Genomic DNA, 20964 nt, shown 5'->3' on the forward strand with positions numbered 1-20964 from the left:
TTTCGCGTCTTCATTGAATTGTGGACCGCTTCTTAGTCGCTCTGAACTGGCTCAAGTCCTGAAGCAGCTACGCGCGACCAATTTCATTTCAATAGGTTAGCGGGTCCCGGTTTAGCGGGGCGATTGTTCCATTTTTGCAACATGGCCGTGCGAAAGGTTGGGATGCACTTGCACCACCCCAAAAGTGGTGGCCGCCCTTTATTACAGCTGTATTATTTAGCGATAAATTTCTGCAGCTTTAATGTGCGCTTGGATTTGCAAGCGTGGCGTACTGATTGCGAGGGGGATAGTATTGAACGTGGGGAAAACCTTTAAGGGCGGGCTGTTTTCCATTCTGCTCGCGTCGACCGTGTTTGCGGGTGGTGCGGCCGAAGCGATGACGCTCAGGGAAGCGCTTCAAATCGCGATGGAATCGAACCCGGAGATCGGGCAGTCGATGGAGAACCGCGAGGCGATCGAGTTCGAACTGCGGCAGGCCCGCGGCCTCTATCTGCCGAGCCTCGATGTGGAAGCTTCGACGGGTGTGCGCCATCTCGAGGACAACGGCCGACGGCTCGCCTCCATCGAGAACGACCCGCTCTATCCTTCCGATGTTGGTCTGACCGTCACTCAGAAGCTCTTCGACGGCGGCGGTCGTCGGGCCGAGCTGGAGCGGCAGGCAGCACGCGTCGACAGCGCCTCCTTCCGTGTTCTGGAGCGTTCCGAAACCATCGGGTTGCAGATCGTCCGCGAGTACTTCGAGTATATTCTTCAGCAGCAGATCGTGGCGGAAGCCCGCAAGAACGTCGGCGTGCATCAGTCGATCCTGTCGGATATCAGCTCGCTGATTTCAGGTGGAACGTTGACCGACGCGGATCGCCAGCAGGCCAGTGAACGCCTGCTTTCCGCAAAGGCCCGCCTACTGGAAGCGGAGGAAGCGCTCGATACCGTCAAGATCAGCTTCAATCGCTTGGTAGGCCAGCCGCTTACCAAGCCGTCCATGCCGAAGTCGGTTGCCAACGTCTTGCCGAAAACGCTGGAGACAGCGATCGGCATCGCCCGCGGCAACAACCCGCGCATCAAGGCCGCCGATGCCGACATCAATGTCGCGGACTCGCAGGTAAAGGCCGCGCGCTCGAACATGCTTCCGGAAGTCTTTGCCGAAGGGCGCGTGCGCAGCGGGAACGATATCGACGGCTCGACCGGCAATACCTGGGACGCGCAGGCGCGGATCGTCGCGAAGTGGAATCTCTATCGTGGCGGCATCGACATCGCCAATGAGCAGGAGCAGATGCGCCGGGCAAGCGAGCAGCGGCTGGTCTTCCACCAGGCGCATCGTGAGGTCGAGGAGGCCGTTCGCATTTCCTGGGAACGCCGCACGAGCCAGTATGACATTTCGCGCACGCTGAATGCGCAGGCCCAGATGAACGTGCAGCTCGTCGAGTCCTATCGCGAGCAGCTCAAGGTCGGCCAGCGTTCGCTGCTCGACGTGCTGGGCGCGCAGAACGCGCGTTTCAACGTCAGTATCCTGGCAAAGACGTCGCAGTACGCGGCCTTGTTTGCCGAATATCGCCTGCTTGCCGCAACCGGACAGCTTCTGTCGACGATGCAGATCAAAGCACCGGCTCAATCCGAAGCCTACGCCCGCAACGAGTTCAATGTTCCGGACGCGCCGGCTACGGAAACCTATCGCCGTGTTCCGTCGCGCCAGACGAACGACTTGCCACTCGACTTGTTGGCGCCGATCCGGCAGAAATGATAGTCCTCGCGAGGGCGGACACAACCGGTGGTGATGCAAGCTATTGACAGGCATGTGCAGATTGGCCCGTCCCTGACCGGCTTTTCCGAGGCGTTCAAGGAGATTTGCATCTTCTTGAACCGCCCTTCGTCAGACAGCGTGCTCTATTCCGACGTTCCCTTCGACGCCCGGTCGCCGAGCGCCGAAGACGTTTCCCGCATAGCCGAGCGCGTTGGCCTGGAGACGGAGCTCGTTTCCACCCGGGCCCTTGCCAATCGCGATTTCGTGTTCCCGCTGCTGCTCGTCTTTCGCGATGGCAGCGCCACGGCGTTGTTGGAGGAGGCGCCGGACGGCACTCTCAGTCTTTCGAACAAATTGGCGAGGCCCGACGAGACGGCAGCGAAGCTTTCTGATCTGCAACTCGGCGGGCTCGCCTATGCCGTGTCGTTCTCGGCGACCTATTTGAACACGGCAGCCGGTCGGGGTGTTGGCGAGGCGCGCAACATCGACCGCCGACACTGGCTGACCTCGACGATCAAGCCCTTCTGGCAAGCCTATGTGCAGGTGGCGGTCGCGACATTCTTCATCAACGTCCTGGCGCTCGCCGCGCCGCTCTTCACGATGAATGTGTACGATCGCATCCTACCGAACAAGGCGGTCGCGACACTCTGGGTCCTGGCGCTGGGCATCAGTACCGCCATCCTCTTCGACTTTCTATTGAAGACGGTACGCGCGGCGCTGATCGACTACGCCGGCCGCAAGGCCGATCTGAAACTCTCCTACATGCTGTTCGAGAAGATCCTGCATGCAACCATGGCGTCGCGGCCGCCGTCCACCGGCGAGTATGCGAACCGGGCGATGCAGTACGAATTCGTGCGGGAGTTTTTCACGTCGAATACGCTCAGCATGATCATCGACAGTCTTTTCGTCTTCGTCTTCATCGCGGCCATCTATGGGGTGGCAGGCTGGATCGCACTCATTCCAGCGATTGCTTTTATCTTGAGCCTCGTGATCGGCTACGTTGCGCAGCACAAGATCGGCAATCGCGTCGCCGCGGCGTCTAACGAGTCCGCCCAGCGCCAGGCGCTGCTGGTCGAAACGATCAGCGCGATCGAGACGGTGAAAACGCTGCATTCGGAAAAACAGCTGCTCCGCCGCTGGAACGAACTGGCCAAGCATTCCTCAAACACGGCCGAGAAAATCAAGGAAATCTCCTCCTGGGCGTCGCACGCGACGCAGTTCGTGCAGCAATTGGTGACGGTCTGCATCGTCGTGGCCGGCGCCTATGAATTCACGGAGGGCAATATCTCCTCCGGCGCGATCATCGCCGCCAGCATGTTGGCCGGCCGCGCCGTCGCGCCGCTCGGCCAGATTGCGATGACGCTGGCGCGGCTGCGCCAGGCACTTCTATCGCTGCGGATCCTGAATGCGGTGATGGAGCAGCCGGAGGATCGGCCCGATACGATCGGTTTCGTCAATCGCGAGATCCGCAACGGCAGCATTACCTTCGCAAATCTCGACTTCGCCTATCCGGGTACCGACCACAAGGTCGTCAGCGGCATGAACGTGGCGATCAAGGCAGGAGAGCGGGTCGGCATCATCGGCCGCATCGGTTCCGGCAAGACGACGATCGGCCGGCTGCTTGCCGGCCTCTATCCGCCAAGCGCGGGGCGAATCCTGCTCGATGGTGTCGATATTCGCCAACTGCACCCCTCCGTCGTTCGCTCGGCAGTCTCGTTCGTGTCGCAGAATTCGGATCTGTTCTCGGGCACTATCAAGGAAAACCTCCTGATGGCAAACCCGACCGCCAGCGATGAAGAAGTGGTGGCGGCAGCGCGGCTTGCCGGCGTGGACGAATTCGTTTCCCACCATCCGCGCGGCTACGACATGCCCGTGGGTGAACGCGGTTCTCAACTTTCCGGCGGGCAACGCCAGGCCGTTGCCATCGCACGGCTGCTGTTGCGCAAGCCAAAGGTCGTCTTCCTTGATGAACCATCCGGGGCAATGGACCTTGCAAGCGAACGTGAGCTGATCAACAAGCTCTCCACTGTCTTCAGCAGCGATGTCACTCTTTTGATATCGACGCATCGCCACAGCATGCTGAGCCTCGTCGATCGGCTGCTGGTTCTTGACCGCGGGCGCGTCGTTGCCGATGGCCCGAAGGCCGAGGTCATCGAGCAGTTGCAGAGGCGGCCCGGCCCTGCCGGCCCGGTGGCGGGAGCTGGCCTATGATGCACGCTTTCACAAAGATAACAAAAAGGCGTCGGTTCGCACGTGGCGGGAGGGGTCAGCATGACTGAGAAACCGCCACTAGCCGCGCGCGCCGGGTTGCTTGTCATAGGCTTGCTGATCAGCTCTTTCGTCGCCTGGGCGGCGATCGCGGAGGTTGATGAGATCGCCCGCGGTGAAGGCAAGGTCATCCCCGTCTCGAAGACGCAGATCATCCAGTCGAGCGAGCCCGGCATCGTGCGCGAGATCGCGGTGCAGCCCGGACAGGTCGTTCGCCGCGGCGACCTGATCCTCCGGCTCGACGATACCGCGAGCGGCTCCTCCCTTGGCGAACTCGAGGCCAAAGGGCGATCGCTGCGCGCGCAAATCGCGCGGCTGGCGCTCGAGGAGACCGGGGCCTACGACGCAAAATACAAATGTCCTGACGACATCACCAAGGTCGCGCCGGCCATCTGCGCCAACGAGGAACAATTGCTTCAAGCCAAGGCCGGCAATTTCAACAACAAGCTGTCGGTCATGCAGGCCCGTGAAGGTCAGCGCCAGAAGGAACTGGCCGAAGCAGCGGCCAATATCGCCCGCCTGACAGAGAGCCTGCAGTTGAGCGAGCAAGAACAGGGAATGCTCGCGCCGATGATCAAGCGCAAGCTCGTCGCGCAGACCGAGGTGCTCAGGGTCGAGAAAGAACTGACCGACACCAGGGGTCAGCTTGCCCTCTGGAAGGAGTCGGTCGGAAAGCTGGAGGCGGCACTCAGGGAGGCAACCCTCCAGGTGACCGAATTGTCGCTGCAACTGAAGCAGGAGGCCCTGGCTGAGAAGACCGAGGCGCTTTCGCAGCTTTCCGTAATAGAGGAAACCATCCGCGGCGCCAGCAGCCGGGTGGCCAACACCGACATTCGTTCGCCGGTCGACGGCATCATCAACACACTCGATGTCAACACGGTCGGCGCCTATGTCACGCCCGGTGGGGTGATCGCCGGGGTCGTGCCGACGTCGGAGATTCTGCTCGTGGAGGCGCGGCTATCTCCACGGGACGTTGCGTTCGTGCGCGCCGGCCAGCCGGCGCTGATCAAGGTCTCGGCTTATGATTTCTCGATTTACGGTGGCCTCGGCGGTGTCGTCGAGACCATCAGCGCCGACAGTCTGGTCGATCAGAACAATGGCGAAACCTACTATCTCGTGCGCGTCAAGACCGACACAGCCGCGCTGGTGAAGGATGGGCGCGAATATGCGATCATGCCCGGCATGATTGCGTCTGTGGATATCATGACCGGCAAGAAAACGATCCTTGCCTATCTGATGAAGCCGATCAACAAGGCGCGCGAGGAAGCTCTGCGGGAGCGCTGACCAATGAACGAGACGCCGCCTCCCCCGCCCAACGCTGACCTGAGCGCGCTGCGGTTCCGCGTCGTCACCGTCGGCGGTCAACGCCGCGGGATCAAGCTCGAGGAGATCTATTGGCAGAGCCTTCAAGAACTCGCCGCGCGGCAAGGCAGCAGGCTCGCCGATATCATTGCTGCCTGCGAAACAGAACTCGAGGGAGAAGGCAACCTGACGGCGCGGCTGCGTTTTATCGCCACGTGCTACCTGCGCGACGAACTATCGTCGGCCAAGGAGCGCAGCAATCTTGCGATGGTTGCGGGCCAGGTCCGCGCAAGCCCGTCGCCGGCCTTTGCGCTCACGGGGAACAAGCAAATCATTGCCTATAACCCACCCTTCCTCTCCTTCGTCCAATCTCGTGTCCTGCGGTCGCACCTGCCCCAACCCGCACAGGGCTTGCGGCTCACCTTCGACGTTCAGTTTGTCGATCTCGTGCGCCGCCTCAAGGAGACCCCCGGCGAGCCGCAATCGGCCGGCTTCACCATAGGAGCGCAGGGGCAGATCGCGCGGGGCAAGCTTACCGCCGCCCTCGCTCCGCTCTCCGACCAGGACGTTATCATCGGCTTTATTCTAGCCTGATCCAACGGGACCGTCGCTGCGGCTGCGTATTTACAATGGCCACCCTTTCGAGCCGCCGCCCATTCGGCGAAAGGTACTGCATTTGGGATTGAGGTTTAGCGAAGCGCGACGCCCTCCCCGGGGACAATTCCGGATTTGGGGGCGAAAGGCACCCTAAACGTTTTGCTCCTTCGGCCATAGATACTCGCCGAGGATCACAGATACGGCGAGTGCTGTTTGCGTGGGGAAGTCATGAGGCATCGGATATCGGCGGGCACTCGCCACTGGATGCAATTGAGCCTTTCGGCGCGGCTTAGCTCCCATCAATAGTGGGAGTTTCGCCAAGCTCTATCGCGCCGTCTTCCGGCTCGCTATTTCCCGAGCTGCCGTGGGCTTCCCTGCTGCCGCAGAGCAATCCGATTGCCATCGAGATCCAGGGCAGTCACCCGCACGCCATAGGCGTAGTCCTCGGGCTCCGGCTCGACGAACTTGATGCCGCGCGCCTTGAGCTCGGCGAAGTCCTTCCGAAGATCGTCCGTCTGAAGAAAGATCGTGCCCATTTTGTCCTCCTCGGAAGCCGCGCGGCCTCCTCTGCCGGGCCAAAGCAGGATCGGCCATCCCTGACCTTTGTAGCTCATCGACAGGAATCGGCCCTCAGGCCCGGGGTTGTCGGCCACCTTCTCGAAGCCGAAGTTACTCGTGTAGAAGTCGAGTGCCTTTTCTTGATCTGACACAAACAAGACGGCGAACATGATTTTGCTGAACATTGTTATACCTCTCTGCTCCGTGCGAGCGTCGGCGTTTGAATGAGACGACACCACCGCCGGAACCGACCGCTGTCACATCCGCCAGGTTTCGTTCGTCATGCTCATGACGGAGCCAACGAAGGAAATGTGACCGATGGAAGCAAAAAAAATCTCACTGGAACAGTTCGAGACCAATCGCCCCCACCTGCGCGCAGTCGCCTGCCGCATGCTCGGTTCATTGAACGAGGCGGAGGACGCGGTGCAGGAAACGTGGCTGCGCCTGTCCCAGACGGAGGCAGGGGACATCACGAACCTGGACGGTTGGCTAACCACGGTCACAGCCCGAATCTGCCTCGATATTCTGCGATCACGCAAAGCGCGGCGCGAGGAACCGCTCGACAAAATCGAATCCGATCCTATCGGCACAGGCGAACCTGGCAAAAGTCCGGAGGATCAAATATCCGCAGCGGATTCGGTTGGCCTAGCCCTGTTTGTAGTACTCGAAAAACTTGCCCCCGCAGAGCGGCTGGCGTTCGTGCTGCACGATGTATTTGCCGTACCGTACGGTGAGATCGCTCCCATTGTCGGCCGTTCCACGGAGGCAACACGCCAGCTCGCAAGCCGAGCCCGCCGCCGCGTACAAGGTTCGCCCATTGCGTCCAACGCCAACCGCGCCAGCCAGCGGAGGCTCGTCGAAGCCTTTCTCGCAGCCGCGCAAAACGGCGACTTCGATGCACTTGTTTCAGTGCTCGATCCGGACGTCGCCTTCCGGGCTGACAACGAAGCTATGCGTCAGGGTTCAGCTCCTGAAATCCGCGGCGCAATGGCGGTGGCAGAGGCGTTCAAAGGTCGTGCGCGCAGCGCATTGCCGGTGCTTGTGGATAGAGGCTTTGGTCTCGTCATAGCTCCCGACGAACGTCAGCGCATCGTGCTCCGTCTCTCGTTCAAGGATGAAAAAATCACTGCGATCTGGGCGATTGCGGATCCGGAGAGCCTCGCACGGCTCGACCTGGCACTGCTGCCGGATTGAAGCGGCTGCTAGCGTCCCCGCCGCCCTCGTCCGGGAGAGATCGCGCATTATCGAAGGGCCCTGTGCTTCTGTGTGCGATGGGGATGCCAGGTCAACTGCAGTGATTGCCACCGGGTGCAAGGACCGCTTGGTAACCCCTTCCAAGCTTCGTGTCTCGCGACGGCAACGGCCGGAGAGGGTCGCGCCATGCCGTCTACTAGGTGCCCGTCCAACCACCGTTGTGCGGCGGAAACCGGCCATATGCCCGTCGTGTGAACGTGGCCACGGCGCTTAGCGTGTCATTTCGTCCCCTACCGGAATCGACCCCTCCCCGGGCATGACATCGGACAGAGGTGCAGCCGAAGCGACCTTGTCGCCGGTCGACTTGACGCCGTGGATCCAAGAGCGGTCGGCGCTGACCGAGAAGAGCGGCTGGTAGTTGGGCAGGGCACGGTCGAGCTTCACCTCATCGCTCAGATTGTCGAGAATGAAGTGGCCCTGGCTCGTCGTGATCGCTAGCACCGCGTGATAGAGGTTGCGTCGGACATCGCGCAGAACGACGACCGACATCGCCTCCGCCGGCAGGCCGGCCGCCGTCAGAGCGGCCATCTTCAGAATGGCATAGTCTTCGCAGTCGCCCTTGCCGCGAGCGAGAATTTCGTCCGGCGTTGCCCAATAATCCTTGGAGCCGTAGTTCTCAGCGTCCGGCTGGTAGCGCACAAGCCGGTTCACCGTTCGGTTGATGCCGCTGATCTTCTGCCGGAAGGCGAGGTGGTTGGCGTTTTCGATCGCCTTGCCGAGGATGCCGCGAGCGGCACAACCACTCTCCTTTGCGCAGTGGTCGAAATCGGCTGCAGCGACCGCCGGAAAGACGGTTTTCCATTTGCGGGCCACAGGGATCGAGGAGACGCGGAAGGCTACGGAATGGAAGACGGCGGAGGGTGTCGACTGCGCCGGTGTTTGGCCGCCGAAGTTCGTGCGTGTCGTCACCGCCACTTTTTGCACGTGCTGACGCGTAAGCACTTCGGAAGCTTGCTTCGTCCAGACGCCGATTGTCTCAGTGGCGACGGCCGCCAGCGGACTTGCGAGGCTCAGCATCTGCTGGACGAGGCCAAGCTGGAGCATGCCGGACTGTCCGGCCTGCACTGAGGATGTCGCAGAAAGCGATACCAGGCCGATCGCAAACACCGAAGTCTTCAGGTATTTTCCGCAGTGCTTCCAGCTCTTCTTGGTCATCGCCGTGTCTCTCGGTTGCATGAAGACACTCTACGAATGAAAAGAAAAACTCAGGTAAAGCCGTATGTATTATTTAGCGTGTGCCGCAATAATACGTTTTATGTAAAATTTTATTCAAATTTTATACTTTTGTATATTTTTGGGGCGGCGGCGAATTCGCTTATAAAAGTCGCCGACTTCTCATCATGAAGTGTTGCAACGGGCTGGAACATGCCGTTTGCCCTTCGTGCCGGCTTGTTTCGTGGGGATGCGTTCGAGGGAACGCCTTGCAATGCGGCCAACTGCGATTGACGGGTGCATCTTGCCACTGTTCTCTGTGAGGTCAGGGCTTCTTTTTGTGGCTCCGGCGGCCTGGATGGGCATTCGTTTCGGGTCCATGACCAGAACCGTTAAAATTGCGCTAATCTAACCAATTTTGGGTATTAGCATAACATATTATGCTGTTTTTCTCTAATCCCTCCGATGCCGATTGCGACCGCACAAGGTTGATGTTTTCTTGCCCGCAAAGGTCGAGGAGTATTTTCTATGGCAACCGAAGGCACCGCAATTTCCAATGAATCCGCCGCAGCGCCGGCAGAGGCAATCGAGTACCGCGACGCACCGGATGGCAAGGCCGGCCGATTGGTGGCACAGACCGGTGCTGGCGCGGCGGGAGAGCCGCAGCTCCTGGACCAGGCAACCGGCGCTCCGGTGAAGGGCGCTGAGAGCGTGCCCCAAACGCCGCCGATGCCGGCGACGGTCAGCGCCGATGCTTCGAATATCGTGCACCTGCCTGAAGGCGCGTCGGTCGAAAAGATCAAGGTGGTCGGCACGGATATCGTTTTGGAACAGCCTGATGGCTCCACGATCACGATCCAGAATGCCGCATTGAAAGTCCCGACCTTCGTCATCGGCGACGCCGAAATCCCGCGCGAAACCCTTGTGGCGGTGCTTGGAGAAAACGGCATCAACGTCGCCGCAGGCCCGGATGGCAGCATCAGCGTCGTGTCGAACCAAAGCAGCGGCGGGGATCTCTCCGATGCCGACGGCGACATCGGCCAGGCCGGCCCGGTCATCGACTTGCTCGCCCCGACCGCCCTCGAGTTTCCTGCGCTTGAAGCGACCGAGCGACTGCCCTTCGCGCTTGACCCCAACGAAGGTCCGTCGATCATCCCCGATTCCGAAGATAATCCAGGCGGCATCGCGGTGAGCGACAGGCAAGTCGACGAAGCCGGCGTCGGAGGCGGATCGCGTGCGGGCGATGGTACTGCGTCGGTCAGCGGTGTATTTGTTCTCACCGATCCGGACGGCCTCGACGACATCGCTAGCCTGACCATCAACGGTCAGACGTTCGCCATCGGCGGTCTCATCGGACAAACGGTTGCGGGTCAGTTCGGGACATTGACCATCACCAGCTACAATCCGGTTACCGGTGTGGCGGAGTACACCTACGAGCTGACGAGCTCGGTTACGAGTTCCGGGGTTAATCCTGGCACGAATATTGAGCAGGACCGGGACATCTTCGACCTCACGGTCACCGATCGGGATGGCGCCGGCGGTTCGGCCATCCTCCAGATCGATATCGTCGACGACGTGCCGGTGATCGGGATCACCGATCCGGCCTCGCCGAACGTGGTGGAAGGCCAGACGCTTGCCGGCAACTGGACGCTTTCGGCAGGTGCCGACGGTGTCGGCACGGTCGACGTGACGGTCGGCAACACGACGCAGATACTGACCCTGACGGCAGGACAGTCGGTGGCGTTCACGCTGGCCGAGGGCACGCTGACGGTCAATGCCGACAAGACCTGGACGTTTGCGGCCAACGACAACCTGTCCAACCCGGCTGGTGTCAATGTCAGCTTCACGCTGTCGGCCAAGGATGCCGACAACGACACGACCAGCGACAGCCAGACGATCACGGTGACCGACGGCGCCGGTCCGACGGTCGACCCGCTTGCGGCGTCCGCATCGCTTGCACTCGACGACCAGAACCTGGCCGGCGGCTCGACGCCGCTGGGCTCCGACACCAGCAGCGGCACGATCGGCTTCGTCGCCGGTTCGGATGCGATCGCCACCATCGTCTTCGGCGACACCTCGACGCTCACCGGTGCGCTGACTTGGGATCGGGTCTCCGACACCCAGATCGTCGGCAAGGCCGGCGGCGTCACCATCGTCACGCTCGACCTGGTGCGCAACGGCGACGGCGCGACGGTGACGGCGACGCTTTCCGACAACTACGCCAGCCATCCCGGCATCAACGCCGACGACCTCGCCAGCCTTGGCTCGGTCAAGGTCATCGCCTCCGACACCGACGGCGACCAGGCCGAAGGCACCGTCTCCGTCTCGGTCTCCGACGACGTGCCGACGGCAGTGGCGGACACCGATAGCGCGACGGAAGATGGTGTGCTCGTTGCGGACGGCAATGTCCTGACCGGCTCGGGTGGCACGGATGCCAACGGTACGGACGGTGTCAAGGACGTGCGGGGGGCAGACGGGGCGTCGGTCACAGCCGTATCGTTTGGCGACACAGCGGGCGTGGTCGGTGCTTTCACGGCGGGGCAGTACGGCACGTTGGTGCTCAATGCCGACGGCAGTTACAGCTATGCGCTAAACAATGCGCATGCTGTCGTACAGGGCCTTGCTGCGGGCCAGGTGGCAATAGATACGTTCAGCTACGAGATCACCGATGGCGATGGCGACAAATCGTCAACGACGGTGACGATCACGATCACCGGCACAAACGATGTTCCGGTGATCACCTCTGCGGTGCAGAGCGGTTCGGTGACGGAGGTCGCCGACAACGCGGGTGGCGAAAACGCCACGACACATGCGCAGAACGGCGCGGTGACCTTCGCCGACGTCGACACGCTGGACACCCACAGCGCCAGCTTCTCGGCACAGGGCGGCAGCTATCTCGGCAGCTTCGCGCTGGCGGCGGTCAACCAGGCGGGCGATGCGGTCGGCTGGAGCTTCGAGGTCGCCGACAGCGTGCTCGACTCGCTGCAGGCCGGCCAGACGCTGACGCAGAAGTACGACGTGACCGTCGACGACGGCCATGGCGGCACGGCGACACAGACGGTGACCATCACCATCACCGGCACGAACGACGTTCCGGTGATCACCTCTGCGGTGCAGAGCGGTTCGGTGACGGAGATCGCCGACGGTGTTGCGGGCGAGAATGCCACGACGCATGCCAAAAGCGGCGCAGTGACTTTTGCCGATGTCGACACGCTCGACACCCACAGCGCCAGCTTCTCGGCCCAGGGCGGCAGCTATCTCGGCAGCTTCGCGCTGGCGGCGGTGAACCAGACAGGCGATTCGATCGGCTGGAGCTTCGAGGTCGCCGACGGCGTGCTCGACAGCCTGCAGGCCGGCCAGGTGCTGACGCAGAAGTATGACGTGACGGTCGACGACGGCCATGGCGGTACGGCAACACAGACGGTGACGATCACCATAACCGGCACCAACGACGTTCCGGTGATTACCTCGGTTGCGCAGAGCGGTGCGGTGACGGAACGCGCGGATAACGCGGCCGGTGAGAATGCGGTTGTACATGTGCAGGGCGGCGCGGTCACCTTTGCCGATGTGGATACGCTCGACACACACAGCGCCAGCTTCGCGGCGCAGGGTGGCGGTTATCTCGGCACCTTCTCGCTCGGTCCGGTGAATCAGGCGACTGACAAGGTTGGCTGGAGCTTCAAGGTCGCTGACGGCTTGTTGGACTCGCTGCAAGCCGGCCAGACGTTGACGCAGAAGTACGACGTGACCGTCGATGACGGGCATGGCGGCACGGCAGTGCAGACGGTGACGATTACGATCACCGGCACCAACGACGCCCCGGTGATCACGTCCGGTTGGCAACTCGGTGGCGTGATGGAACGCTTTGACGGTACTGTGGGCGAGAATGCGGTGACGCACACAGAGAACGGCACGGTGACCTTTGCTGACGTGGACACGCTGGACACGCACAGCGCCAGCTTCACGGCGCAGGGTGGCGGTTATCTCGGCACCTTCTCGCTCGACTCCGTCAACCAGACCAACGACGCGGTCGGCTGGAACTTCCAGGTTGCCGACGGCGTGCTCGACTCGCTGCAGGCAGGCCAGATCCTGACACAGAAATACAAGGTGGTCGTCAATGACGGCCACGGAGGTACGGCGGCGCAGACGGTTACGATTGTAATCCTCGGGACGAACGACGCACCGGTGATCACCTCTGGTACACAGAGCGCTACCGTGACGGAGCGTGCTGACGGTGCAGCCGGCGAAAATGCGGTCATACATGTCCAGGGGGGTGCAGTAACGTTTGCCGACGTCGATACGCTCGACACCCACAGCGCCAGCTTCTGGCCGCAGGGCGGCGGTTATCTTGGCAGCTTCTCGCTCGGCTCCCTAAACCAGGCGACTGACTCGGTCGGTTGGACCTTCAAGGTTGCCGATGGCGTGCTGGACTCGCTCCAGGCCGGCCAGACCTTGACCCAGAAATACAACGTGATCGTCAATGACGGCCATGGCGGTATCGCGACGCAGACTGTTACGATCGTGATCACCGGCACGAATGACGCACCGGTGATCACCTCTGGTGCACAGAGCGCTGCAGTGACGGAGCGTGCCGACGGTGCGGCCGGCGAGAATGCAGTGGTGCATGTTCACGGCGGCGCGGTGGCGTTTGCCGACGTCGATACGCTCGACACCCACAGCGCCAGCTTTGCTGCGCAAGGCGGCGGCTATCTCGGTACTTTCGCGCTCGCCGCTGTGAACCAGGTGGGCAATTCGGTCGGCTGGAGCTTCAAGGTTGCCGACGGCGTAATAGACTCGCTACAGGCCGGTCAGTCGCTGACGCAGAAATACGACGTAACCGTCAACGATGGCCATGGCGGCACCGCGACACAAACGGTGACCGTGGTGATCACCGGCACAAACGACGCACCGGTGATCACCTCGGGTATGCAAAATGGGACTGTGACGGAGGTCGCCGACAACGCGGGTGGCGAAAACGCCACGACACATGCGCAGAACGGCGCGGTGACCTTCGCCGACGTCGACACGCTGGACACCCACAGCGCCAGCTTCTCGGCACAGGGCGGCAGCTATCTCGGCAGCTTCGCGCTGGCGGCGGTCAACCAGGCGGGCGATGCGGTCGGCTGGAGCTTCGAGGTCGCCGACAGCGTGCTCGACTCGCTGCAGGCCGGCCAGACGCTGACGCAGAAGTACGACGTGACCGTCGATGACGGTCATGGCGGCACGGCGACACAGACGGTGACCATCACCATCACCGGCACGAACGACGTTCCGGTGATCACCTCTGCGGTGCAGAGCGGTTCGGTGACGGAGATCGCCGACGGTGCTGCGGGCGAGAATGCCACGACGCATGCCAAAAGCGGCGCAGTGACTTTTGCCGATGTCGACACGCTCGACACCCACAGCGCCAGCTTCTCGGCCCAGGGCGGCAGCTATCTCGGCAGCTTCGCGCTGGCGGCGGTGAACCAGGCGGGCGACTCGGTCGGCTGGAGCTTCGAGGTCGCCGACGGCGTGCTCGACAGCCTGCAGGCCGGCCAGACGCTGACGCAGAAGTATGACGTGACTGTCGACGACGGCCATGGCGGCACGGCGACGCAGACGGTGACGATCACCATCACCGGCACGAACGACGTTCCGGTGATCACCTCTGCGGTGCAGAGCGGCTCGGTGACGGAGACCGCCGACGGTGCTGCGGGCGAGAATGCCACGACGCACGCACAGGCCGGCTCGGTGACCTTCGCCGATGTCGACACGCTGGACACCCACAGCGCCGGCTTCACGGCCCAGGGCGGCAGCTATCTCGGCACCTTCGCGCTTGGCACGCTGAACCAGGCGGGCGATGCGGTCGGCTGGAGCTTTGAGGTCGCCGACAGCGTGCTCAACTCGCTGCAGGCCGGCCAGACGCTGACGCAGAAGTATGACGTGACGGTCGACGACGGCCATGGCGGTACGGCGACGCAGACGGTGACGATCACCATCACCGGCACGAACGACGTTCCGGTGATCACCTCTGCGGTGCAGAGCGGTTCGGTGACGGAGATCGCCGACGGTGTTGCGGGCGAGAATGCCACGACGCACGCACAGGCCGGTTCGGTGACCTTCGCCGATGTCGACACGCTCGACACCCACAGCGCCGGCTTCACGGCCCAGGGCGGCGGCTATCTCGGTACCTTCGCGCTTGGCACGCTGAACCAGGCGGGTGACTCGGTCGGCTGGAGCTTCGAGGTCGCCGACGGCGTGCTCGACAGCCTGCAGGCCGGCCAGACGCTGACGCAGAAGTATGACGTGACGGTCGATGACGGCCATGGCGGTACGGCAACACAGACGGTGACGATTACGATCACCGGCACGAACGACGTTCCGGTGATCACCTCTGCGGTGCAGAGCGGTTCGGTGACGGAGATCGCCGACGGTGCTGCGGGCGAGAATGCGACGACACATGCGCAGAACGGCGCGGTGACCTTCGCCGACGTCGACACGCTCGACACGCACAGCGCCGGCTTCTCGGCCCAGGGCGGCGGCTACCTCGGCAGCTTCGCCCTGGCCGCGGTCAACCAGACAGGCGATTCGATCGGCTGGAGCTTCGAGGTCGCCGACGGCGTGCTCGATAGCCTGCAGGCCGGCCAGACGCTGACGCAGAAGTATGACGTGACGATCGACGACGGCCATGGCGGCACAGCGACACAGACGGTGACGATCACCCTCACCGGCACCAACGACGTTCCGGTGATCACCTCTGCGGTGCAGAGCGGTGCGGTGGCGGAGATCGCCGACGGTGTTGCGGGCGAGAATACGACGACACATGCGCAGAACGGCGCGGTGACCTTCGCCGACGTCGACACGCTCGACACCCACAGCGCCAGCTTCTCGGCCCAGGGCGGCAGCTATCTCGGCAGCTTCGCGCTGGCCGCGGTCAACCAGGCGGGTGACTCGGTCGGCTGGAGCTTCCAGGTTGCCGACAGCGTGCTCGACTCGCTGAATGCAGGCGAGACGCTGACGCAGAAGTACGACGTGACCGTGGACGACGGCCATGGCGGCACGGCGACGCAGACGGTGACCATCACGATCACCGGCACGAACGACGGTGTCAGCGTGAACGGGCTGTCGTCGAGTGCCGAAGTGACGATGTATGAGAAAAATCTCCCTGACGGCTCGTCCCCAAATGCAGCTGCCTTGACGCAGGCCGGTAGCTTCTCGGTGACTGCCCCGGACGGACTCGCCGGGCTGAAGGTAAATGGCACAGCGGTGATGACCGGTGGCGTGTTTGCCGTCGGCACTACCGTGGACACGGCGCTCGGGCTGCTGACAATCACCGGCTACACGCCCACGATGGTCAATGGCGTGATGACGGGGGCAACCTTCACTTACAGCTATCTGTTCCAGGACAACAGCCTGGGGCATACCGGAGCTGGGGCCGACAATGGGGTGTTCGACAACTTCAGCGTCGTAGTAACGGATGAGGATGGCTCGACAGCCAGCGGCACGCTCAACGTCCAGATCATCGACGACGTACCGTGCATTCTGTCCATCAGCAACGCCTACATGGCCAACGGCATTGGCGCGCTCGAAGGTGCCATCGAGGCGACCCCGGGGGCAGACGGTATTGCGGTGTATCGCATCGATAGTGTGAGCGGACTGCCGACCGGCTGGACTGCCTCCGGTACTGGGACCGGGCAGGTGCTGCTCAAGGATAACCTGGGTGCCGATATCTATCGTCTTACGACGAACACTGATGGAACCTACGAACTGGAGCAACTCAAGGAACGCCCTGGCACGCCCGTGACGATCCAAGCTGCCAACCAGTTCAACAACAGCCCGACGAGCAGCTACGATTTCGGCTTTGCGACGTTTACAGCCCTCGCGGCCTCCTCAGGACAAGTTAAGTTCAACGCGAACACCTCTCAAACTGGTGGAAACGAATTCGGCATCGGCAACACTGCATTTACTACCGGAGAAAAATTCAAGATCGAGTTCGAAGACGACGTTTCCTCGGTAACGCTGCAACTCGGAACCGTGCAGAATGCGGGATCTATTCAATTCACGGTCAAGGATGGAAACGGTACGCCGTTTACGTTCAGTAAGACCGTTGCTGTTGGCCAGACCAGCGTAACGATCCTTCCGAGCGATGTCGGATTTAAGTTCGACTACATCGAAGTTCTCGGCACAAATAGCATCAATGCGTCGTTCAAGACCGTAAGCTATACCGAGACTGTTGCCGCATCGGATTTGACATTGACCTTCGCAGTTACCGGCCGTGACCAGGACGGAGATCTGTCCAACTCGTCGACGCTCACCTTTGTCTCCGACGGGTCCGAAACGACTGCAAATGCGATCACTGGCAGCGCGCAGGATGACGTCATCTATGGCGGCGTCGGCAATGATAACCTTAGCGGCAGCAGCGGCAACGACGTAATCTATGCAAGCGTCGGAACTGACACCATCGATGGAGGAACAGGTACTGACGTGCTCGATCTATCCGATGCCACAGGGCCGGTGACGTTTACGCTGACGCAAAGCAGCTCGAATACTTTTGCAAGCCTTTCGGCCTTCGGTTTGGGCAACGAAACCTACAAGAACATGGAGGGCGTCAAGGGCTCGGACTACGATGACACCCTTAATGGCAGCGGAAGCAATGACGCTCTCATTGGTGGTGCGGGTAACGATACGCTCTCCGGAAATGGGGGCAGCGACACGCTCTACGGCGGAGTGGGCAACGATGCGCTCTACGGCAATCCGGGCAATGACATTCTCGTCGGCGGTACGGGCGACGATATTCTCTATGGCGGCCCCGGCTCGGATACGATGACCGGCGGTTCGGGCCAGGACACCTTCGTGGTTGACCTCGACTCGCTTCAGCTTGGCATCGACGATGTCATCGCCGACTACAACGCCACCGAGAACGATTACGTCGACCTGTCCGCCCTGCTCGGCAACCTGCCGACAGGTACCAATCTCGATGGCAACTACGTGCAGTTGGTGCAGGATGGACAGAACGCCAACCTGCAGGTGGATACGGACGGCAGTGCCGGGAATGCTTCGGGGTGGCACACGGTCGCCGTCCTCGAGGACTTCCAAGTATCGACCGAGGTGGTGAAGATCTTGTTCAACGAAAACGGGACGAAAACGTCGCAAGACGTGTGATCGACGCAAAGTCGATCTCGACAGCACAGCGGTTCTCGGCAATCATCGGGAACCGCATTTCCAGGGGGAGCCTTTTCATGATCAGAAGCATGCTGGCGGGGGCGATGGTCGCTCTGATGCCCTTTTCAGGATTCGCGGCCGATCTCATAGCCGACTATGCGCCGGCCGCCAGGCAGTGCACCGAGCTTAGCCAATCCTCGTTGACGGTCGAGCAGGATGTAAGCACCCTGACGAAGGAAGTCGTATCGCGCATGGACGAGGCAATCGCCGTTGCCGACGATCCGCGCTGGATCTACTCGACACGACCAGCTTTCGTCTGGGCGTCCGAGACCAAGGTCGCTTGCGGCAAGGCCTACGGTTACCTTCGATCCAATTGGCGCGACGAGGACTACCTCGCCAAGTGCGACTGCTTCTACGCCAAAATGCACCACTTCATGAACTGACACAGGCGGTCTGATCGTCATGTCTCGCTCTGTCGTTTCACCGGCTAAGTGTGTGTCGTTCCGCTGGCAATGGCTAAGCCTCGGCGTGTTCGCGCTCGGCGTGCTTGCCGGCTGCCAGGGCACCCCCACCCCTCAAGACGTGCTCGACGTGGAATCGCCGCAGGCGATGCATGCCCGGCGCGCGGCCGAACATGCGGCGAAACCGCAGGAAACCTTCGGCAACGGTGCGACGCGGATCGCGCTCATCACAGCCCTCATGTCGCCGACCGGAGAAACGGTGCGCGAACGCGACATCCGGGATGGCGCGTCGCTCGCCGTGGATGAGGTTGGCGGCGGCCAGCTCTCGCTGCTGGTCGAGAATACCGACGGATCACCACAGCAGATCCAGGACGCGGCAAAGCGGCTCGCCGGCCAGAACGTCGCACTCGTCGCCGTTTCCGTTACCGCCGTGCCTGTCAGCACCGTCCGCCAGGGGCTCGGCAGTGCGCGCGCGCCACTGCTGGTACTACGCGACAACGGCGCCGAGCGACCGACAGGCACCTTCGCCTTCGTGTCCGACCGCATCGACAGCGCCGTCGAGGGCGCGTCGTACGCAGTGGCTTCCGGCCATAGGCGAATTGTCGTGCTTTTGCCGAGCGATGCCTCTGCTGCCGAACGGCAAAGGCTCGAGCGCGAGCTTGCCGGCTATGGCATCAAGCCGGTCCTCGTTGCCGTGACGGGCACGACCGCGTTTTCCGCCGACGCGGCTACCAAGGCCAAGCTGAAGGACGTCGATGCGGTGGTATTGGTCGGTGCTGGAGATTCCGACGTCGGCGCGTTGTCGCAACTCAAGGCCAACGGTTATCTGAAACCGAACGCGATGGTCGTTGGAAGCTCCGGCTGGGGCGCGGCCGCCTACAAGCGCCCGGAGTTTTCCGGAAGTCATCTCTGTCTCTTCGGTCCGGAGAACGGTTCGCGGATGACCTCGCGCTATCTCGACCGCTACGAGCGTGCTGCCAGCCCCGACGCGGCCTATGGCTTCGACATCATTGCGCTTGCAGCCGGTCTCGTCCGCACCCAGGGCGAAGACGCCATCAACCAGGAGAACATCCGTTCTCCGAACGGCTTCATCGGCGCAGCGGCGGCATTCCGCTTCGAAAAGAACGGCACCGTGCGGCGGACCTGCGCAATCCATCAAGTTACGGGCGGAAGCGTGAAGCTCCTGGATCCGGCCCCACGCTCGTTCTGAGCCGGGCGGCTGGACTCTGTGCGAGCCTGAAATCGACAGGGCCTCGCGATTTGGTCGCGGGGGCCTGATTGCGCTGAGACTTGTACGACCCAGCTGAATTCAAGTTTTGAGTGAAGTCGTTTGCGCCAAACGCCCAACAGCGATGCGGAAATGATTTCCGCTTTGCAAGTAATGCATCGCCGCTGTACCGTAAAGACTGGCAAGCGTAGTGTTCAACGTATAGCTGAAGCCAACGTCCGGGCGTTGTTTCAACCCGATGAATAAGTAGCCGCCGATCATGGAACTTATCGTCGCTCTTGGCCTGATCGTCTTCAAGGTCGCGTTTCTGATCGCGATCCTGCTACTGCTGCCCTTGCCGCTGACCTGGGTGGAGCGCAAGGTCGCCGGTCACATCCAGCAGCGTATGGGGCCAATGCGTGTGGGTTGGCACGGGCTGCTGCAGCCGCTGGCGGACGGTATCAAGCTGTTAACCAAAGAGGACCATATCCCGGCCGAGGCCGATCGCTTCCTCTTCAAACTGGCGCCGATCCTGGCGCTTGCCCCACCCTTCGTAGTGTTCGTCGCGATCCCCTTCGGCGAAACCGTCTCGGTTCTCGGCACCGAAATTACGCTCTACGTCTCCAACATGAACGTGGCGCTCCTTTTCGTTCTCGCGGTGATCGGGATCGAGGTCTACGGCGTCATCTTCGGTGGCTGGGCGGCCAACAGCAAATACGCTGTCCTGGGCAGCCTCAGGACCTGCGCGCAGATGATCAGCTACGAGATCCCGATGGGGTTCGCGGTCATCGGCGTGGTCATGCTGGCGCAATCCATGAGCCTGCTCGAGATCGTGCGGGCGCAGGCCGATGTCTGGAACATCGTCTACCAACCTGTCGGCTTCTTCGTGTTCTTCGTCGCCGGACTGGCCGAAGCGCAACGCATTCCCTTCGACCTGGCAGAAGCGGAAGGCGATCTGGGGGCCGGGTTCCACACCGAGTACAGCGGCATCCGCTTCGCGTTCTTCATGGTCAGCGAATATGCCATTATGCTGCTGGTGTCGGTCCTGGTGGTGATCCTGTTCTTCGGCGGCTGGAACGGCGTGTTGCTCCCCTTGCCGCCGCTTCTCTGGTTTGTGCTCAAGGTCGCCTTCTTCATCTATGTCTTCATATGGTTCCGCTTCACTTTCCCACGCTATCGCTACGACCAGCTGATGGCGATCGGATGGAAAGTCTTGCTTCCTCTGTCGATGGCGAACATAATTATTACAGGTGTTCTTTTAGGAGCCACAGCGGCTCCGTAGCGGG

12 protein-coding genes are annotated in these 20964 nt (G+C 61.7%); 9 read left to right on the top strand and 3 right to left on the bottom strand.

Going from position 1 to position 20964, the window contains the following annotated elements; all coding sequences use genetic code 11:
• Nucleotides 1-292 precede the first annotated feature (292 nt).
• From ABIE33_RS30750 to ABIE33_RS30765, 4 genes are read left to right on the top strand one after another with little or no spacing between them, the layout of a single operon-like run.
• The gene (locus ABIE33_RS30750; RefSeq protein ID WP_429132108.1) at nucleotides 293-1738 is read left to right on the top strand and encodes a TolC family outer membrane protein; all 1446 of its coding nucleotides are present in this window, start codon (nucleotides 293-295) and stop codon (nucleotides 1736-1738) included.
• A 33-nt stretch (nucleotides 1739-1771) separates the two neighbouring features.
• Nucleotides 1772-3949 carry a type I secretion system permease/ATPase gene (locus tag ABIE33_RS30755; protein ID WP_429132110.1) on the top strand — a complete coding sequence of 726 codons (2178 nt, stop codon included), beginning with the start codon at nucleotides 1772-1774 and terminating at the stop codon, nucleotides 3947-3949.
• Nucleotides 3950-4009: 60 nt separating this feature from the next.
• Nucleotides 4010-5290 (top strand): HlyD family type I secretion periplasmic adaptor subunit, encoded by a 1281-nt coding sequence (locus ABIE33_RS30760; RefSeq protein WP_429132113.1) that lies wholly within the window; start codon nucleotides 4010-4012, stop codon nucleotides 5288-5290.
• Between the two features lie 3 nt (nucleotides 5291-5293).
• The gene (locus tag ABIE33_RS30765) at nucleotides 5294-5902 is read left to right on the top strand and encodes a ribbon-helix-helix domain-containing protein (protein WP_429132115.1); all 609 of its coding nucleotides are present in this window, start codon (nucleotides 5294-5296) and stop codon (nucleotides 5900-5902) included.
• 350 nt (nucleotides 5903-6252) lie between these two features.
• Here the strand turns inward: ABIE33_RS30765 and ABIE33_RS30770 are convergent, their stop codons facing one another.
• Complete coding sequence (locus ABIE33_RS30770) at nucleotides 6253-6648, bottom strand: VOC family protein (RefSeq protein ID WP_429132117.1); 396 nt, start codon at nucleotides 6646-6648, stop codon at nucleotides 6253-6255.
• 133 nt (nucleotides 6649-6781) lie between these two features.
• Between ABIE33_RS30770 and ABIE33_RS30775 the strand changes: the two genes are divergently transcribed.
• Entirely contained in the window at nucleotides 6782-7657 is an 876-nt protein-coding gene (locus ABIE33_RS30775; protein WP_429132119.1) for a sigma-70 family RNA polymerase sigma factor, read from the top strand.
• A 270-nt stretch (nucleotides 7658-7927) separates the two neighbouring features.
• Here ABIE33_RS30775 and ABIE33_RS30780 read toward each other — a convergent pair whose 3' ends face one another.
• The gene (locus ABIE33_RS30780) at nucleotides 7928-8893 is read right to left on the bottom strand and encodes a transglutaminase-like cysteine peptidase (RefSeq protein WP_429132121.1); all 966 of its coding nucleotides are present in this window, start codon (nucleotides 8891-8893) and stop codon (nucleotides 7928-7930) included.
• A gap of 504 nt (nucleotides 8894-9397) precedes the next feature.
• Here ABIE33_RS30780 and ABIE33_RS30785 point away from each other — a divergent pair.
• From ABIE33_RS30785 to ABIE33_RS30795, 3 genes are all read left to right on the top strand, one after another.
• The gene (locus ABIE33_RS30785) at nucleotides 9398-18010 is read left to right on the top strand and encodes a beta strand repeat-containing protein (protein WP_429132123.1); all 8613 of its coding nucleotides are present in this window, start codon (nucleotides 9398-9400) and stop codon (nucleotides 18008-18010) included.
• A 77-nt stretch (nucleotides 18011-18087) separates the two neighbouring features.
• A complete protein-coding gene (locus tag ABIE33_RS30790) occupies nucleotides 18088-18453 on the top strand; it encodes a hypothetical protein (RefSeq protein ID WP_429132125.1) in 366 nt (121 codons plus the stop codon).
• A gap of 52 nt (nucleotides 18454-18505) precedes the next feature.
• Nucleotides 18506-19681, top strand: a complete 1176-nt coding sequence (locus tag ABIE33_RS30795; RefSeq protein WP_429132127.1) for an ABC transporter substrate-binding protein — start codon at nucleotides 18506-18508, stop codon at nucleotides 19679-19681.
• A gap of 99 nt (nucleotides 19682-19780) precedes the next feature.
• On the opposite strand, the gene ABIE33_RS30800 is transcribed toward ABIE33_RS30795, so the two are convergent.
• On the bottom strand, nucleotides 19781-19960 hold the full coding sequence (locus ABIE33_RS30800; protein WP_429132128.1) for a hypothetical protein: 180 nt from the start codon (nucleotides 19958-19960) through the stop codon (nucleotides 19781-19783).
• Here ABIE33_RS30800 and nuoH point away from each other — a divergent pair.
• Nucleotides 19959-20960: an NADH-quinone oxidoreductase subunit NuoH gene (gene nuoH, locus ABIE33_RS30805; RefSeq protein ID WP_429132130.1), complete on the top strand. Its 1002-nt coding sequence runs from the start codon at nucleotides 19959-19961 to the stop codon at nucleotides 20958-20960. The genes ABIE33_RS30800 and nuoH overlap by 2 nt on opposite strands.
• Nucleotides 20961-20964: the final 4 nt, after the last annotated feature.

The sequence above is a fragment of the Ensifer sp. 4252 genome, from assembly GCF_050434565.1.
Taxonomy (GTDB): domain Bacteria; phylum Pseudomonadota; class Alphaproteobacteria; order Rhizobiales; family Rhizobiaceae; genus Ensifer.

Bases quoted from the DNA above. Each gene is read 5' to 3' on its own strand.
- ABIE33_RS30755 (WP_429132110.1), top strand. From the start codon at position 1,772: ATGCAAGCTATTGACAGGCATGTGCAGATTGGCCCGTCCCTGACCGGC.
- ABIE33_RS30800 (WP_429132128.1), bottom strand. From the start codon at position 19,960: ATGATCGGCGGCTACTTATTCATCGGGTTGAAACAACGCCCGGACGTT.
- ABIE33_RS30775 (WP_429132119.1), top strand. From the start codon at position 6,782: ATGGAAGCAAAAAAAATCTCACTGGAACAGTTCGAGACCAATCGCCCC.
- ABIE33_RS30780 (WP_429132121.1), bottom strand. From the start codon at position 8,893: ATGCAACCGAGAGACACGGCGATGACCAAGAAGAGCTGGAAGCACTGC.
- ABIE33_RS30790 (WP_429132125.1), top strand. From the start codon at position 18,088: ATGATCAGAAGCATGCTGGCGGGGGCGATGGTCGCTCTGATGCCCTTT.
- nuoH (WP_429132130.1), top strand. From the start codon at position 19,959: ATGGAACTTATCGTCGCTCTTGGCCTGATCGTCTTCAAGGTCGCGTTT.
- ABIE33_RS30770 (WP_429132117.1), bottom strand. From the start codon at position 6,648: ATGTTCAGCAAAATCATGTTCGCCGTCTTGTTTGTGTCAGATCAAGAA.
- ABIE33_RS30765 (WP_429132115.1), top strand. From the start codon at position 5,294: ATGAACGAGACGCCGCCTCCCCCGCCCAACGCTGACCTGAGCGCGCTG.
- ABIE33_RS30760 (WP_429132113.1), top strand. From the start codon at position 4,010: ATGACTGAGAAACCGCCACTAGCCGCGCGCGCCGGGTTGCTTGTCATA.
- ABIE33_RS30785 (WP_429132123.1), top strand. From the start codon at position 9,398: ATGGCAACCGAAGGCACCGCAATTTCCAATGAATCCGCCGCAGCGCCG.